Genomic DNA, 15,607 nt, shown 5'->3' on the forward strand with positions numbered 1-15,607 from the left:
AGTGATGAACCTGGAATTGACCGATCTGATCGGCTGGATAGGCGCTGCCGGTCTCCTCTCTGCCTACCTGTTCCTGTCGATCGGCAAATTGACTGCCGCCATGCGCCGTTATCACTTGCTCAACCTGATTGGCGGCATTGGTCTCGGTATCAATACCTTCGCGAATCACTCTTACCCTGCAACCCTGGTTAACCTGCTTTGGACAGCTGTTGCCATCTATAGCCTGGTGATGATTTACCGAAAAAGCGCCGGAAAAAAATCGACATGAGTGATTTCCTGATCGCAATACCTCTGCTGATGCTCACTGCATTTGCACATGGTGCCTTCGGTTTCGGTTTTCCACTCTTCAGTACACCTCTGCTCACCCTGGGAATCGATATCCGCACTGCCATCCTGATGACGCTGGTACCAACGGTAGTGATCAATACTGTCAGCGTACTCTCGGAAAAAGAGTGGAAGGAGGCGATCAGGCAATTCTGGCTGATTCCACTATTCACCATTATCGGCAGTTATTGCGGCACCCAGATATTGTTTGCTTTTGATCCCGACCTCTCCAGGATTTTGCTGGCATTGATGGTCATTGGTTACCTGTTGAGTGATCACATCAGGGGTGTTGAAAAAGAACGTATTGTTCCACTCTGGGGACTGGCCCTGTTTGGTTTCATCATTGGAGTCTCAGCCGGCGTCGTCAATGTCTTCGCACCGCTGATTATCATTTTTGCCCTTGAGACAAAGATGAAACCGGAACTGATGGTGACGACATTCAACATCAGTTTTCTGACCAGTAAATCAGGACAAATCGCAGGATTTGTTTCACAGGGTGCATTCCACGGACCAGCCCTGTTTTTCTCCTTGTGGATGCTTCCGCTGATCATCATCAGCCTGTGGATCGGAATCCGGTTGCGCAAACGTCTCGACATGGATGCCTATAAAAAGCTGCTGCGTATTGTGCTGTGGGTCGTTGCGATTATGCTGATAGGGCAGAGCAGTCTGGCCATGTTGCTGTAAAGCTTGTAGATACGACCTCTGTTCAGCAGTACATCACTGATTCACCTTCTTCGGAGATGCAATCCAGTCGGAACAATAATAAATAGAAGTCAGCATGTTACGCCGATCTTTTCATTAGTTATCGGTTATATATCAATGAAGATTGAGCCTGAATGAGATAAGCTTATACATAGGTAATGACAAGTCTGTATCAGTTAGATTAAGTGCCGGTGAAATATATGCTCCGGGAAATCATAATCAAACGAAATCAGTGCTGTAATAATGACGATTCTGTCTGTCGGATTTCGTTTATTGACAGTTGAATATCGATGACAAGTAACGATGAAAGCGGCGTCAACCAGGGAGTGGAACTGGCGATCAACGAGGTGCTGGAATCCGAGACCAAGGCACAGCAGAGAGTTGCTGAATGCGAAATGGAAGCAGAGGTAAGGATTGTCAAGGCACACCAGGCTGCACAACGGATTGCACGTCGTACAGACAAGCGAATCACAAGAATACACCTGCGTTTTCAAACTGTAACCAAAGACTTGGAAAGATGGTTAAAGACAGCGGATAAATATCCGGCTGAGTTTCACATGCAACAGGCAATGCAGGATGAAGTTGTCAGCAGGGTTGTCACAGGGCTGGCTGACCAGTTGACTCACCTGGAACAACAGGATGAGTAGCGGGAGTACCTTGTCATGTTGACTTCATCCAGGTTCGCCTACACGCAGGCACGACTGCAAGTACGCCACGGCCTCAGGCTGAATGAACAGCAGTGGCGGCACCTGGAATCACAACAGGGACTGGCCAATTTCCTTCACGTCGCATCTGAATCAGGTATGAGCGATTGGCTTGCCGGATTGCATGCCGATGACTCGATTCATATTCTTGAAAAATCCTTTTCCAAACATTTCAGAGACTATGTAGAACAGGTTTCCCACTGGCAGCCTGCGCAATGGCGCAAGGCAACGCTGTGGATTTCAGTGCTGCCCGACCTTCCACTGCTTGAGAACATACGGAACAGGGGAGAGGTCCCGCAATGGCTTTCAGATGACGAGGAACTCGGCCCTTTGCTTGAAGTTTCCGACGATGCCCTTGTACAGAGGCTTGCCCTGACTCGCTATGCTCCGTTAACTGCAACATGGCATTCAACCACAAGCATGCTGGAAAGCTGGAGGACGCATTGGAAGGAGTGCTGGCCCGATACATCTGCAAAGGCTCTCGCAGGTGTTGAGAGTGTCGAGGCGCTGATATTGCGCCATCGTGGCTCTTTCATGGAATTGAAAACCCATGCAACAGCTGCGGCACGGTCAGAGTTATCAAAACAGCTGGGGCTTCAGTTCAGGCGTCTAAGCCAACAGCCAGCAGCAGTATTCGCTCATCTCGGCCTGGTAGCGCTTGATGTGGAGCGCTTACGTGGCAACGTTTCCTCACGCGCACTTCTGCTCAACTCAGTGGCGGCTAAGCAATGAGCCTTCGTCCAAAACCGGCACGTTGGTTTGAGGTTCTCGTTGATCGAAACGAGATTTCAAATGCAGCAGAGGCGCTTGCACATACGGGCTTAGTAGAGATCGTTGCCAGGCAAGATAGCAAGGAACAAGTTGGCGCACCGGAACTGCAGGAGAAGCTGCAGGAGTTCACACGCCTGTCACAAAGGTACAGCCACTACTGGCCACAACATGATCTGCATGTTTCGGGCACTGCTGGCACAGCTGATGCGCGGCTGGGCCAAGCGATCCAGCGCATCAACTCCTGGCGGTTTGATGCCGATCCACTGATTACTCGTATCGAAAGCCTCCAGAGTGAGTTCAAGGAACTCGAACTGATTACCGAGTGGCTGCAGGAGCTGCAACAGTCACAAATCGATTTTTCCCTGGTTGGCAAGCAGCGGGGAATTATCGCTGAACGACTGTTCATGGTACCTGAAAAGATACCAATGACACACTATCCCCACAGCCTGTTGGTCAAAGAGGTTATGCATGGGGAGAAGCTCTACCTGTACGCATTAGGCCCTCAACGGCAACTCGACCAGTTGAAGAGTAACCTGCAGCCCTTCAAGAGCAAAACGGTTTCACTGCCCACCTGGATGCAGGGAAATTCAAACGATACCTTGTCAGCAGTTCGCAACCGAAGTGACAAAATCACCACGGAGCTTGAGAAGCATACGGCTTCCCTGCACGCACTGTGCGATAGCTGGAACATGTGCGAGGCACTCGGTGACCTGATGCAGTTGCAGTGGTTTATCGGCAATGTCGGCGACCAGGCAGTCAGCCAGAATTTTGCCTGGCTGAGTGGCTGGACATCCGATATTGATGGTCGCAAGTTGGAAGACGCCATGCAGTCGGCCGGAATTAAAGGGCTCGTCAGCTATCCACCTCCTCCTGTGGAGAGGGAGCGTCCGCTGGTAATGGACAATCCTGTCTGGGCGAAACCCTTTGAAGTATTTGCATCACTGCTCGGTACACCAGGTGCAAACGAGGCTGATCCGGCCAAACTGCTGGCCCTAATCGTGCCATTGATTTTCGGTTACATGTTCGGTGATGTCGGACATGGCCTGTTGCTGGCCGCTGCGGGCTGGTATTTTCACAAGCGCTGGCCGGCACTCGGGGTGCTTTTTGCATGCGGCATCTCCGCGATGATTTTCGGTTTCGTGTTTGGCAGTGTGTTCGGTAATGAGCACTTGCTGACTCCATTGTGGACTAACCCTGTTGAACAACCCCTGCCAGTTCTCATGGTGCCTTTGGCAGGCGGAGCCGTGTTGTTATTGCTGGGTATGCTGATGAATAGCATCGAAGCCTGGTGGGCAGGACAATTTAGAAACTGGTTGCTGTGCGAGGCACCGATAGTGTTGATGTACCTTTCCATTATCGCGCTGTTCTTTAACAGTTCAGCCCTGCTGGTCCTAGTACTTGCCTTGGGCTGGTACCTGTTGGGAAACTTCTTTGTTTCGCAAGAGGAGCGCTTGAAGAACATGCTGTTATCGCTCGGAGCATTACTTGAAGTGATGTTCCAGCTGGTGGTTAACACGGTCTCATTTATCAGGGTGGGTGCCTTTGCATTGGCTCATGCAGGGCTTTCTCTTGCATTCGTCACCATGGCAGACAGTATCGATAGCGTCTTCTTCAAGGTGTTTGTCCTGATTTTGGGTAATGCAATCGTTATTCTTTTAGAAGGGCTTGTGGTATCGATTCAGACCACTCGCCTGGTGTTGTTTGAATTTTTCATCCGTTTTCTGAGAGCTGAGGGGCGCACACTACGTCCTCTCAAGGCTCCAGATCATGAATTTCTTAAAAGGAGAAAAGAGTGAAAAGACACAATATATCTCTGCTGACCCTGTCCGGATTCAGCGCAGTCGTCGCCATAGTTGCAACCCTGTTGCTGGTGTTCGGTAATGTGAATGCTGAAGAGTCAGTTCCTGCGGTTGTTGAAGCGTTGCCGCCCGGGGTTGTGCAGTGGGGTTTCCTTGCTGCTGCATTGGCAACTGGTTTGTCTGCACTTGGTGCTGGTATTGCAGTTGCATCTGTTGGTAGTGCTGCAATCGGTGCACTTGCCGAGAAACCTGAACTGCTGGGCCGCTCACTGATTATCATCGGCCTGGCAGAAGGTATTGCCATCTATGGCCTTATCATCTCAATACTGATTCTAAACAAGGTATTGTAAATGCAGTCTGAGGTTCTGTTTATCGGTGATGAAGTGACAGCGGCAGGTTTCAGACTTGCTGGTGTGACTGTGATGACGCCCGAGAAAGAGAAATTGAACGAGGTATTGGCACAAGTGTGTGAGCATGCCTCGCTGATACTTGTCACGGCAGAATTTATAGAGTCACTCGATAGTCAACTGCAACAGGAGTACATGATGAAAGTTTCTCCAATGATCGTGGTCATTGCAGATATAAATAACGGTGTTCCGGTGACAGACCTGGCAGTTCAGGTTCGCCGTACACTGGGGATACTTGAATGAAGCAGGATGAATCAAGAGTTTCACAGCAAGCTGAAGAGTTGCTGGGCCTGACCAGTTCATGGGCTGAAAAACGCTGTGCCGAGATATCGGCAGAGTGCGACAGCAAGGTGCAAGAGCTTCTTGAAACCGCTCACCATGACGCACGTGTGCGTTTACGCAGCCACTTCGAGTCTGACCGTACTGCCAGCAGGCAGCGTCTTGCAGCGCTTGAAGCGGCCCAGGAAAGACATAAACGTGAAGAGTTGCAGCGGCACGAGGTCATGCTTGTTAAAAAGGTGATTGAAGGCTTGAAGGATGAACTGACTACACGCTGGAAGAATGACGAGCAGCGATCGGGCTGGGTTGAAACCATATGGCAGCTGGCTCACCAGAGGCTGATCAAGGCCTGCTGGACAATCAGTCATCCTCAGGATTGGTCAAGTGATGAAGTTGCAGGGTTTGAACAGAAGGTACATGAATATACCGGTATCGCTCCGGTCTTCGTTGTTTCTGATGATATCGAAGCTGGTCTATTGATAGAGGCTGATGGCGCAAAGCTTGATTGCACCCTGAAAGGACTTCTCAGTAGTCGCTATCGTCTCGAGAGCGAGATTATCGCTGCTCTGGAACAAGATGAGAACAACCAGGATGACAGCTAATGAGTGAAGCAAGAATCAACTGGATTAGCGGCCCCGTACTGCGCGCAACGAGTGAACAGCAGTTTCATATACATGAGTCTATCCGGGTAGGGGAAGTCGGGTTGCTGGGTGAAGTGATTCGTATCAATGGTGACGAAATCGTTGCCCAGGTTTACGAAGATACCAGTGGCCTGCGTCCCGGAGAGGCGGTTTTTGGCAGCGGAAGTCCCCTGTCAGTACGACTGGGGCCGGGATTGCTCGGGAACCTGTTTGATGGTCTGTTGAGACCCTTGACGCTCGAGCAGGGAAATTTCGTCAAGCCTGGAATTCAGGCCCGGGTTGAAGAGAAATTCGGATTTACTCCCCGACTCAAGCCTGGCGACCAAGTTGAGGGGGGGGCGATTTTCGGCACGCTGAACTCTGCTAAAGGCAGACCGCAGTATGCACTGGTTCCACCATGGGTGAATGGTGAAGTGACATGGATTGATGAAGCCGGTGAATACCCGGATGACAAGACCATTTGTATCATCAAGGAGAGCGATGGCAAGGAACACCAGCTCAGTATGTGTCACGACTGGCCGGTGCGTGAACCGCGTCCGATCAAGAAGCGCATGAAGATTCAGGGCCCGCTACTGACCGGGCAGAGGATACTGGATTCACTCTTTCCACTCGCATGTGGTGGCCGAGCCGCCATGCCGGGTGGATTTGGTACCGGCAAAACAGTTCTTCAGGAGACACTCGCCAAATGGTGTGACGCTGACGTCATCGTCTATGTGGGCTGCGGTGAGCGTGGTAATGAGATGGCCGGTGTACTTGACGAATTCCCGCAACTTGAAGATCCACACAGTGGGCGTCAGTTGATGGAGAGGACCTTGATTATCGCCAACACTTCCAATATGCCGGTTGCGGCAAGAGAGGCGAGCATCTATACCGCGGTAACAGTAGCAGAGTACCTGAGAGACCAGGGCTTGCGAGTAGCATTGATGGCAGACTCAACCAGTCGCTGGGCAGAAGCTTTGCGCGAAGTCTCCGGCCGGCTTGGTGAACTGCCGGGTGAGTCCGGCTATCCTGCGTACCTGAGTAGCCGCCTGGCAGATTTTTATGAACGGGCTGCGGCAGTACATACGCTTTGCGGCAAGACAGGCTCCGTCACTCTTATCGGGGCGATCAGTCCGCCCGGTGGTGATTTTTCAGAACCGGTAACAACGCATACCAAGCGCTATACAAAAGTCTACTGGACTCTGGACAGTACACGCGCACAGGCGAGATTCTATCCTGCCGTACATCCGCTGCTCTCCTATAGTGAAGATATACAGAGCCTCGTCGATTTCTGGAAACAGAATCATCACCCTGACTGGCTCAAACAGCGACGCAGATTTCTCAGCATGATGGAAGATCAACAGCGCCTGGAACGTATGGCACGTATCATCGGTAAAGATGCCTTGCCGCCACGCCAGCAGCATACCCTGATGTGTGCCGAACTGATCAACGAGGCATTCCTGAGCCAGTCTGCATTTTCCGATATCGACCGTTACTGCTCACCTCAGCGACAAGCTGCAATGATGCGCCTGATTCACCACTTCATCGTTAAGTCGGAAGAGGCGCTGGAGAGGGGAGTCGCAATTGAGGATATCAGCAGTATGCCGCTGTTACGCCGTTTGCAGCGTATGGGTGAAGAGATCGGCGAGGATAACATCAAGGCTTTCACACAGCTGAGCCACAGCCTTGACGAGGCCTTTTCAAAATTGAAAGAAGGAGAGACCGATGCTGCAGGCTGACCTCTCAAGCAGTGGATCAATTACCCGCATCGAGGGACCACTGCTGTTCCTCAAACGGAATGTTAACGTGGGCCTGAACGACTCTGTTGTCGTCATTGATGAGCAACAGCGCAACAGGCCCGGACGTATCACGGCACTGGATGACGAGAGCATGATCGTCGAGGTGCTTGAGACCACCAGTGGCCTTTCACTGTCGAATACCAGGGTGCGCTTTCATGGTGAAGCGCTGCATTTTGGCATTGGTCCCGATATTCTCGGCCGTGTACTGGATGGCGTCGGTCGTCCGATCGATCACGGCCCGCCAATCTCCTCGAAAAAGCGGCTGCGTATCGACGGCATGTCTATCAACCCGGTGGCAAGAGAAACTCCCAGGGATTTTATCGAAACGGGGTTTTCAACAATTGACCTGATGAACAGCCTGGTTCGCGGACAGAAATTACCGATCTTTTCCGGCGGCGGTTTGCCGCATGATCGTATTGCTGCCGAGATTGCTCGCAGTGCAAAATTGCTCGGCGGCGAGGCAAACGATTTTGTCGTGATATTTGTTGCCATCGGTGTTTCCTACGATACAGCTGACTATTTTCGTAACACCATGGAAGAGAGCGGGGCGCTTAACCATACGGTTATGTTCCTTAATCTCGCTTCGGATTCCAGTACCCAGCGCCTGCTCACTCCGCGTTACGCACTGACCGCTGCAGAGTATCTTGCTTTTGAAGAAAACAGGCATGTATTGGTCGTCATGACAGATATGACTAACTACTGTGAAGCCTTGCGCGAGGTGTCGGCAAGTCATGGTGAAATTCCCGGGCGTAAGGGTTATCCAGGTTACATGTACTCGGATCTCGCGACCATTTTTGAACGCGCCGGTTGTATCAAGGGGTGCGGTGGAACCCTGACCCAAGTGCCGATTCTGACGATGCCATCAGATGATATTACACATCCGATACCTGATCTCACCGGTTACATTACCGAGGGTCAGATCGTGCTCGACAGGGAGTTGCATCGCCATGATATCTATCCGCCAGTGAAGGTATTGCCGAGCCTGTCGCGCCTGATGAAAGATGGAACAGGCGAAGGCTTTACGGACGTGGATCACCCCGCGTTATCCAACCAGCTTTATGCGGCCTATTCACGAGCAATTCATGTACGCGTGCTGGCGAGTGTTATGGGAACCGAGGGATTGTCAGAGACAGATCGCCTGTTTCTGCAATTTGGTGAAGAGTTTGAAAGGGAGTTTGTTCAGCAGGGGCAGAGACGCTCTCTTGAAGAGAGTATGACAGCAGGTTGGGAGCTGTTGATGAAACTGCCGATCTCTGAATTAAATCGTCTCAGTGACATGCAGATCGACACGCATATCAGCGACAGGGAGAGGCAACAACGCCGTGGCAGTTGAATTCACACCGAGCCAATCCGCAGTACTTGAGCTTCGTGACGAGAAGAGCATTGTTCTGGAGGCGTATGATTTTCTTGATGAAAAACGCCTGTTACTGGCTGCCGAGTTACTCAAACAGCTCGAGGATTTTGAAAAGCTGAGTGACAGGCTGGAACAGCAACGTCATCTGTGCCGTAGTGCCATGGGATCAGCAGTTTCCCGTCACGGCCTGCATGGAGTCCAACTCTATCCGCCTGCAGAGATCGAGGCACACTTGTCCCGCGAACAGCGCCCCTTCATGGGTGTCACTCTTGCCAAGTCTGAGTTTGATGCTGAAGATGCGCCAGATAATCTTCTGGTGGCGAACCCCTCACCTGAAGCGGTTGACACCGGTAATGAATTCCGGGAACTGTTGTTTCTCGCTGCAGTGCTTGCAGGAATCAGCGGAAATCTCCATCGCCTGATGGATGAGTACCAGAAGACGGAACGTCGCGCGCGCGCACTGGAGAATGTTGTTATTCCAGAGATCGAACAGCTGCTTGTCAACATGACAGCGCAGTTGGAAGAGTTCGACCAGGAAGAGATTATTCGCACACACCGTGGTCACCAGCAAGCCAGCTAACCGGTTACCATGGTGGCCGCAAAGCCTGTTATGACTTATTCTTGATCCATGCGCGGTCTCGCACAAAGTTATTCGATTGATAGTCACTCATCGCCTGGTCAATCTCTTCCCTGGTATTCATGACAAATGGTCCATATTGAACAATTGCTTCGCCGATAGGCTTGCCGCTGACAAGAATAAAACGTGCCGCTTCATCACCAGCGGTGAAATTGAAGCTGGTATCCTCCGACCCAAGCCTGATCAGGCTGTTAATCGGTAGCTGGTGTGAATTCAATTGCCCGCTGCCTTCAAACAGGTAAGCAAAGCTGTTGTTACTTTCGGGCAGGCTTGTTTGAAAAGATCGTCCCGCTTTAACCTGCACATCAAAATAGCTGACACCGGTAATGTCATCAATAATGGGCGCAGCATGATCTGCAAAATTCCCTATCAGGATTCGAACAATATGGTCCTGTGTCTCGACCACTGGAAATGCACCGGAGTCAAACTCCTGGTACCCGGGCTTGTCCATCTTGTTTGCAGCCGGCAGATTGATCCAGAGCTGGAAGCCGCGCATCAGGCCGTTCTCCTGCATTGGCATTTCTGAATGGATGACTCCACTGCCAGCCTTCATCAGTTGGGCACCACCCGGTTCCAGTTTGCCGGTATTACCCATGCTGTCCTTATGTTCGACGTAGCCATCCAGCATATAGGTAAATGTGCAGAAGCCACGATGTGGATGTGAAGGGAAACCGGCAATGTACTCGTCTGGATCATCACTACCGAAATGATCCAGCATGAGGAAAGGATCAAAATTGCGCAGGGCAGGGGTACCGATGGTGCGATTGACACTCACACCGGCACCCTCCGTGATTTCCATGGCTGGAACAATTCTGGTTTGTTTAAGCATGATTGCGGTTATCCAGGCTGTAGGCACCACTGCCGTGAACTGCGATCAATAACAATCCGCCAGTAATAGCGATATTTTTCATGAACATGATCATCTGTGTCTGGTCTGCTAAGTTACTATGAAAAATGATGCCTGCGACAAGCGTAAAACCTGCTAACGCATAGGATGTCAGCCTGGCTTTCCATCCTGTAATGATAGCAAGGCCGCCCAGGATTTCGAGCAAGATGACTGCGGGCAGCAGTGAGCCTGGCACGCCCATCGCATCCATGTAGCCTTGTGTTCCCTCGTACGCACCGATCTTATTGAGACCGGCAAGCAAAAAGATATGCCCGATAAAAATGCGTGCAACAAGTTGAGTGATTTTTTCCATAACTATTCTCCAGTTAATCTCTTTTGAAAGTTGATTCGTAAACTCGATACGGAAAGTATGGTTGCTGATGATTAATGAATAAAGGTGTAATAATGCAAATAATTGTTCTCTAATTAGCAACAATAGGGTCTTTATGGATCGCTTTGACAATATGGATACATTTGTACGTGTCGTTGAAGCCGGTACGATCAGCGGTGCTGCAGAGAGGATGGGAATTGCTAAATCTGCAGTCAGCCGTCGACTCAAGGAACTGGAGGCACATCTGAATGCGCAACTATTTCATCGAACGACGCGTAAGATGAATCTGACTGACACAGGCAGGGCTTACTATCACCAGTGCGTACGCATACTGGATGATGTGCTCGAAGCTGAGATAGCTACTTCAGATGCGCATGGCACTCTCAAGGGAAAGCTGAAAATCGCTTTGCCAACAAGTTTTGGCCTGTTGCACATGGGGCCGGCAATCAACGATTTTGCACGCACGCACCCTGATATTGAATTCGATCTCGATTTTAACGACCGTGAAGTCGATCTGATACAGGAGGGTTTCGACCTTGCTATCCGTATTGCCAATCTACCTGATTCAAGCCTGATTGCACGTCGACTGACACCTATCCGAACCTTACTTTGTGCCAGCCCTGAGTACCTCAAACAGGAGGGCACACCTCAATCACCGCAAGAACTGAGCGGACACCAGTGCCTTGTTTATACGCTGGTTCCCGATTATGACTATTTGCAGTTAACTGGACCTGATGGGAAACTGGTCAGGATCAGGGTGTCTCCCTACATGAAAGCCAGTGCTGGAGAGTATCTCAAGGATGCGGCACTTGCCGGTCTGGGTATCATTCTCGTCCCATCATTTATAGCGCACAAGGAGATCGAGGAGGGAAGGCTGGTGCCCATACTGAGTGACTATGAAAGTAAACAGTTTGACGCCTATGCTATTTACCCCCAGACGCGGCACCTTTCCAAACGTGTCAGGACATTCGTGGATTTTCTCGTCAAACGCTTTGAAGGCATTCCTGCCTGGGATCTATATTTAAATAGAGAGGGCATACAAAATGCGTAAATTGCATAATAATCAGGGATAGTAAGACGTAAATCTGTAGTGAATCCGGACAGGGCAATAACAATGAATGAAGGGCACTTGGCAGAGACAAAGGAGAGAGCAGGCGACAGTAGTGGCTCTGTTGCTCTTGAGACGTTTATTCCGGTCACCCGTTTTGCCATCATCGATACTCTCGCCAATGAGGCCGAGAGTCATGGTGATCGCAAAGAGATCACCTCATTTTTTCGTTTTCTCGGCCAGTGGCGCCATCTCGAATACCAGCAGCGACTGCTTGAGCTCAAGGAGCACTACCTGCCATTCAGCCCTGACAGGGATACGGTCAAGATACTGGAATATAGTGAAGATAAGCTAAATGACTTCAAGAGAGAGTTGATTGAAGCAGTCACGGGGCTGTTAACGCGAGCCAATTATACGCATCTCGATGATGACACACTGGATAAACTGTTATCGACACACTCTGCCCATGGGCTGGAACTCAAGGTCGATCGTTCGGAATTTGAAGAGACTCTGGTCTATTATCGTGGCGCCGGACACGAGGAGTTACAGCAACGTAACTGGCGAAAGAAGTTCAAAAAAGAGACGGTGATCGTACCGACTTTCAAGCGCCTTTTTCTTCTTCTCAAGCTAAAATCCGAAGATGTTCGAATCTCTGAAGTGATGAAGGAAAAGAATGTCAGCAAGAAAAAGGCCACAAAAATCGTCAGGAAACTGCGTAAGCACCTGCCGAAGGTTAACAGTGGTGAACATATCTACCTCAAGCTGTTCAAGAATATCCCCCAGGAAGATCTGGAGATGATGTTTCCCAACAACCAGGTACGTTTCAGCATGTTTGACAAGGTCAAACTTGGCATGACCGCAGGTGGTGGTACAGTCGCCAGTGTTGCGGGTGCTGCCACCAAGGCGATGTCGGCAGCCGCTGCCTCAAATCCAATCACTCTTGCAGGTGCATTTATCGGTGTCATTGCCGTTATTACCAGGCAGGTAATGAACTTTTTCAATACCAGGAACCGCTACATGCTAACCCTCTCGAAGCGGCTTTATTTTCACTCTTTGGCGGATAATCGCGGTGCACTGACGTTGCTATCGGATCGTGGTGAGGAAGAGGACGTCAAAGAGGAGTTTCTGCTCTACTATTTCCTTTTTCGTAAGCCCTTGCCACGCAATGAACTCCACTTGCTTGACGAGGAGATCGAGACGTTTTTGAGCAACAAATTCAACGTGAGGGTTGATTTTGAAATAGAAGATGCTCTGGAGCGCCTGGTCAGGGATGAAATTGTCACCCTTGATGAGCAAGAACAGTTTCAGACTCTATCGCCGAGTGAGGCATGCCTGTTACTGGAAAAGAAATGGCGTAGACAGCTTGCAGATATGAATGGCTGGATACCCGGACATGAGAACGAAGAGGTATAACCACCCTCAAATAGATATCGATGGATACCCTTGATATCTGTGACTAATGTAAGATGGTATTACCTGAAGTAGATTAGATATAGGTAGATACAAGAATGACCGAAGTGATAGAAGATAACGAGGTACAGGAAAAGAGTAAAGGTTTGCGCGGAATCCACATAATGTGGATCGTTCTTGCCACCATACTGGTGACAGTGGCAGTCACTTTCTGGGTTGTTCGGACCTACATTTATGCAAAGGATTTCACACCGGTTGAACTTAGCGAAAAGGAACATCAGACACTCAACATCAAACTGAAGAGCCTGGGATATAATCCTGGCCCGTCGACAAGTGGAAATTCAGGTCAGGCGGCACAGGAAACTGATGAGCAATGGTTAAGAGCAGAACGTTACAGCGAAGAAAGCGGCAAACGCGAAGTAAGCTTTAGTGAACGTGAACTTAATGCCATGCTGGCTAACAATCGTGACCTCGCAAAAAAACTAGCCATTGATATGGGAGATGATCTTGTCAGTGCCAGGCTATTAGTGCCGCTTGATCAGGACTTCCCGATCCTGGGTGGTAAAACGCTGCGAGTTTCTGCAGGTGTTGAAATGGCATTTCGAGATGCAAAACCTGTTGTCATCCTCAAGGGCGTCAGCATTATGGGTGTGCCTATACCAAACGCCTGGCTGGGCGGGCTGAAAAATATTGATTTGATCAGTGAGTTTGGAGACGCCAACGGATTTTGGAAGAGCTTTGCCGATGGAGTGGAAAATATTCAGGTTGAAGAAGGTTATCTCAAGGTCAAGCTGAAACAATAGTAGTGTCGTCATCAGGAGTACAGAATATGAAAGAACTATCTTGGAGTAATACCTTAAGCGTCGAGGTTGATGAGATCGATGATGATCACCGTAAACTTGTAGGCCTGTTTAATATGCTCAATCACTCTGTAGAGGATGGTGATGATCCGAAATATATAGAAGCTGTGTTGGAAGAGTTAATCACATGCACTGCCTGGCACTTCAGGCATGAAGAGCGATTAATGGTGAAGTATGGATACAAGGACTATGAGGAGCATTATTCCGAGCACAGCAAGCTGATTGAAAGCGCCAGGGAGCTACAACAGACACTCAAGCAGGAAGGTCATCAGATCTCCAATGAGAATATCGAATTCCTGGATAATTGGTTAACAGAACATATTCTTGTTGATGATATGAGACTGGGTTCATTTCTTGCCCAAGTTATGTAGAAGCTGTGGTGGGTATGAAAGAAAGCGGTCATTGCTTTAGCTATTCAAACATTGTTGATACGGCAATTAATCTTAAGAAACCAGGATGTCAGAGTCAGAAAGCAACAGTTTAAGTAATTCTGTTTGTTTGCAAACACCAGTTTTCAGAAAAATTGACTTCAACTGCGATTTTGCAGTGTTGCGAGTGATGTTCAGTTTGCCAGCTGCTTCTTGAAGATCTCGCGACCTTATAATCTCCATTACCAATGCTGATTCAGCGTTTGTAAGCTGAAAGCTTTCACGTAAACATGTCTCGGTAAGTTTTATAGGGAGTGAAGGAGGTGCAAGGATAATTAACGCAAGTTTACTATTGTCACTAGATGACAACACTGAAACCGTTAGTGAAAGCGGAAGGTCATATGAGAGATTTTGTATGCATACTGGAGTAGATTCTATTGTCGTATTGGAATGTTGCTGAAAGACAGCTTTCAGTTCGGTATTGAATTGCTCTTGTGTCGTCTTATCCGTAAAAACAAGGCTATCATTCAATAAAGAAATACTTGATTGCACCTCAAAAATCTCACGCGCTTGTTCGTTGAAGTATATTACCCGTCCTTCCTGAGTAAGAACAACGACTCCATTTGGTATTCGGTTCAGTATTTCTTGAAATTGGCTTGCAGAATCTTCCATTGTTTACATCTACCCATAGTTACATAGCTTCTCTCAGTTCAAGTAAAACAAGTTTTTGGCAGTTCTTGTATCACCCTTATGGGGGATGACCTGATGTTTTTGATTGATTATTATCAATAATCCTATCAGTTGCTCCTCAAGAAAAACTGGTTGGCTTATTAGTAAAAGACTTCATTTCATTGATGGCCGGGCTTAACCGCCCGGTACTTTTTTATAGCATCTATAAATTTATTCAATGATAGTGGCTTGGAGTATCAAAGATAAAGCACCAAGTAATAATAGAAATATCCACTAATAAGATTGAGATGAGGGTAGAAGAAGTCTGATATTGAGTTGATAACTATTTGTAAAGTAACATTGAGTATTATCAATTACTCCAAACGCGCCAATCCACAATAAGTAACTTTTAGTTTTTGAAAGCTGGCATCTAGAAAGGCATATATGACCTCGGAAGATAAAGCACAAAATAAGGTTATCGAGAACATCCCTGCGGTGTCCTATGTCTGCAAAGCTAATGGCGATTTCGGTGCAACTTATATTCGTGAATTCAATTTCCAAGTGCAACTCAACAGAGTTGGTTAGAGGGCAAGCTGCGGTAGCATAGGTAGCTTCTCTCACCGACCAAAGTTAGAGGAG

The 15,607-nt window shown here is 48.9% G+C and carries 18 protein-coding genes; 15 read left to right on the forward strand and 3 right to left on the reverse strand.

Annotated elements, in window-relative coordinates:
- Nucleotides 1-4 precede the first annotated feature (4 nt).
- The 11 genes from BOW06_RS09230 (at nucleotide 5) to BOW06_RS09280 (ending at nucleotide 9,339) form a co-directional block, all read left to right on the forward strand.
- Nucleotides 5-268, forward strand: coding sequence for a CBU_0592 family membrane protein (locus tag BOW06_RS09230; RefSeq protein ID WP_043115794.1), 264 nt, complete (start codon nucleotides 5-7; stop codon nucleotides 266-268).
- Nucleotides 265-1,008, forward strand: coding sequence for a sulfite exporter TauE/SafE family protein (locus BOW06_RS09235; protein ID WP_078453138.1), 744 nt, complete (start codon nucleotides 265-267; stop codon nucleotides 1,006-1,008). Before BOW06_RS09230 ends, BOW06_RS09235 begins: the two co-directional genes overlap by 4 nt.
- A 308-nt stretch (nucleotides 1,009-1,316) precedes the next feature.
- Nucleotides 1,317-1,673: a hypothetical protein gene (locus tag BOW06_RS09240; protein WP_043115792.1), complete on the forward strand. Its 357-nt coding sequence runs from the start codon at nucleotides 1,317-1,319 to the stop codon at nucleotides 1,671-1,673.
- Between the two features lie 15 nt (nucleotides 1,674-1,688).
- Nucleotides 1,689-2,462: a hypothetical protein gene (locus BOW06_RS09245; protein ID WP_078454675.1), complete on the forward strand. Its 774-nt coding sequence runs from the start codon at nucleotides 1,689-1,691 to the stop codon at nucleotides 2,460-2,462.
- Nucleotides 2,459-4,297: a V-type ATP synthase subunit I gene (locus BOW06_RS09250; RefSeq protein WP_078454674.1), complete on the forward strand. Its 1,839-nt coding sequence runs from the start codon at nucleotides 2,459-2,461 to the stop codon at nucleotides 4,295-4,297. Before BOW06_RS09245 ends, BOW06_RS09250 begins: the two co-directional genes overlap by 4 nt.
- Complete coding sequence (locus BOW06_RS09255) at nucleotides 4,294-4,650, forward strand: ATP synthase subunit C (RefSeq protein ID WP_052131993.1); 357 nt, start codon at nucleotides 4,294-4,296, stop codon at nucleotides 4,648-4,650. Before BOW06_RS09250 ends, BOW06_RS09255 begins: the two co-directional genes overlap by 4 nt.
- On the forward strand, nucleotides 4,651-4,950 hold the full coding sequence (locus BOW06_RS09260) for a V-type ATP synthase subunit F (protein ID WP_043115788.1): 300 nt from the start codon (nucleotides 4,651-4,653) through the stop codon (nucleotides 4,948-4,950). It begins immediately after the preceding gene.
- A complete protein-coding gene (locus tag BOW06_RS09265) occupies nucleotides 4,947-5,588 on the forward strand; it encodes a hypothetical protein (protein ID WP_043115787.1) in 642 nt (213 codons plus the stop codon). The genes BOW06_RS09260 and BOW06_RS09265 overlap by 4 nt, the downstream gene beginning before the upstream one ends.
- On the forward strand, nucleotides 5,588-7,345 hold the full coding sequence (locus BOW06_RS09270) for a V-type ATP synthase subunit A (RefSeq protein WP_043115785.1): 1,758 nt from the start codon (nucleotides 5,588-5,590) through the stop codon (nucleotides 7,343-7,345). The genes BOW06_RS09265 and BOW06_RS09270 overlap by 1 nt, the downstream gene beginning before the upstream one ends.
- Nucleotides 7,332-8,738 (forward strand): V-type ATP synthase subunit B, encoded by a 1,407-nt coding sequence (locus BOW06_RS09275; RefSeq protein ID WP_043115784.1) that lies wholly within the window; start codon nucleotides 7,332-7,334, stop codon nucleotides 8,736-8,738. Before BOW06_RS09270 ends, BOW06_RS09275 begins: the two co-directional genes overlap by 14 nt.
- Nucleotides 8,728-9,339 carry a V-type ATP synthase subunit D gene (locus tag BOW06_RS09280; RefSeq protein ID WP_179115161.1) on the forward strand — a complete coding sequence of 204 codons (612 nt, stop codon included), beginning with the start codon at nucleotides 8,728-8,730 and terminating at the stop codon, nucleotides 9,337-9,339. Before BOW06_RS09275 ends, BOW06_RS09280 begins: the two co-directional genes overlap by 11 nt.
- Before the next feature lie 28 nt (nucleotides 9,340-9,367).
- On the opposite strand, the gene BOW06_RS09285 is transcribed toward BOW06_RS09280, so the two are convergent.
- The gene (locus BOW06_RS09285; protein WP_230209681.1) at nucleotides 9,368-10,225 is read right to left on the reverse strand and encodes a pirin family protein; all 858 of its coding nucleotides are present in this window, start codon (nucleotides 10,223-10,225) and stop codon (nucleotides 9,368-9,370) included.
- Nucleotides 10,218-10,595, reverse strand: a complete 378-nt coding sequence (locus BOW06_RS09290) for a DoxX family protein (protein ID WP_043115781.1) — start codon at nucleotides 10,593-10,595, stop codon at nucleotides 10,218-10,220. The genes BOW06_RS09285 and BOW06_RS09290 overlap by 8 nt, the downstream gene beginning before the upstream one ends.
- 133 nt (nucleotides 10,596-10,728) lie before the next feature.
- On the opposite strand from BOW06_RS09290, the gene BOW06_RS09295 reads away from it, so the two are divergent.
- From BOW06_RS09295 to BOW06_RS09310, 4 genes are all read left to right on the forward strand, one after another.
- Nucleotides 10,729-11,664 (forward strand): LysR family transcriptional regulator, encoded by a 936-nt coding sequence (locus tag BOW06_RS09295; protein WP_043115780.1) that lies wholly within the window; start codon nucleotides 10,729-10,731, stop codon nucleotides 11,662-11,664.
- A 63-nt stretch (nucleotides 11,665-11,727) separates the two neighbouring features.
- A complete protein-coding gene (locus BOW06_RS09300; RefSeq protein WP_078453859.1) occupies nucleotides 11,728-13,074 on the forward strand; it encodes a TMEM143 family protein in 1,347 nt (448 codons plus the stop codon).
- Between the two features lie 95 nt (nucleotides 13,075-13,169).
- Complete coding sequence (locus BOW06_RS09305; RefSeq protein ID WP_078453143.1) at nucleotides 13,170-13,874, forward strand: arginine N-succinyltransferase; 705 nt, start codon at nucleotides 13,170-13,172, stop codon at nucleotides 13,872-13,874.
- A 26-nt stretch (nucleotides 13,875-13,900) separates the two neighbouring features.
- Nucleotides 13,901-14,302 carry a bacteriohemerythrin gene (locus BOW06_RS09310; protein ID WP_078459500.1) on the forward strand — a complete coding sequence of 134 codons (402 nt, stop codon included), beginning with the start codon at nucleotides 13,901-13,903 and terminating at the stop codon, nucleotides 14,300-14,302.
- A gap of 72 nt (nucleotides 14,303-14,374) precedes the next feature.
- Here the strand turns inward: BOW06_RS09310 and BOW06_RS09315 are convergent, their stop codons facing one another.
- Nucleotides 14,375-14,971, reverse strand: coding sequence for a helix-turn-helix transcriptional regulator (locus tag BOW06_RS09315; RefSeq protein ID WP_043115777.1), 597 nt, complete (start codon nucleotides 14,969-14,971; stop codon nucleotides 14,375-14,377).
- Nucleotides 14,972-15,607: the final 636 nt, after the last annotated feature.

The sequence above is a fragment of the Solemya velum gill symbiont genome (assembly GCF_002020255.1).
Lineage (GTDB): Bacteria > Pseudomonadota > Gammaproteobacteria > Chromatiales > Chromatiaceae.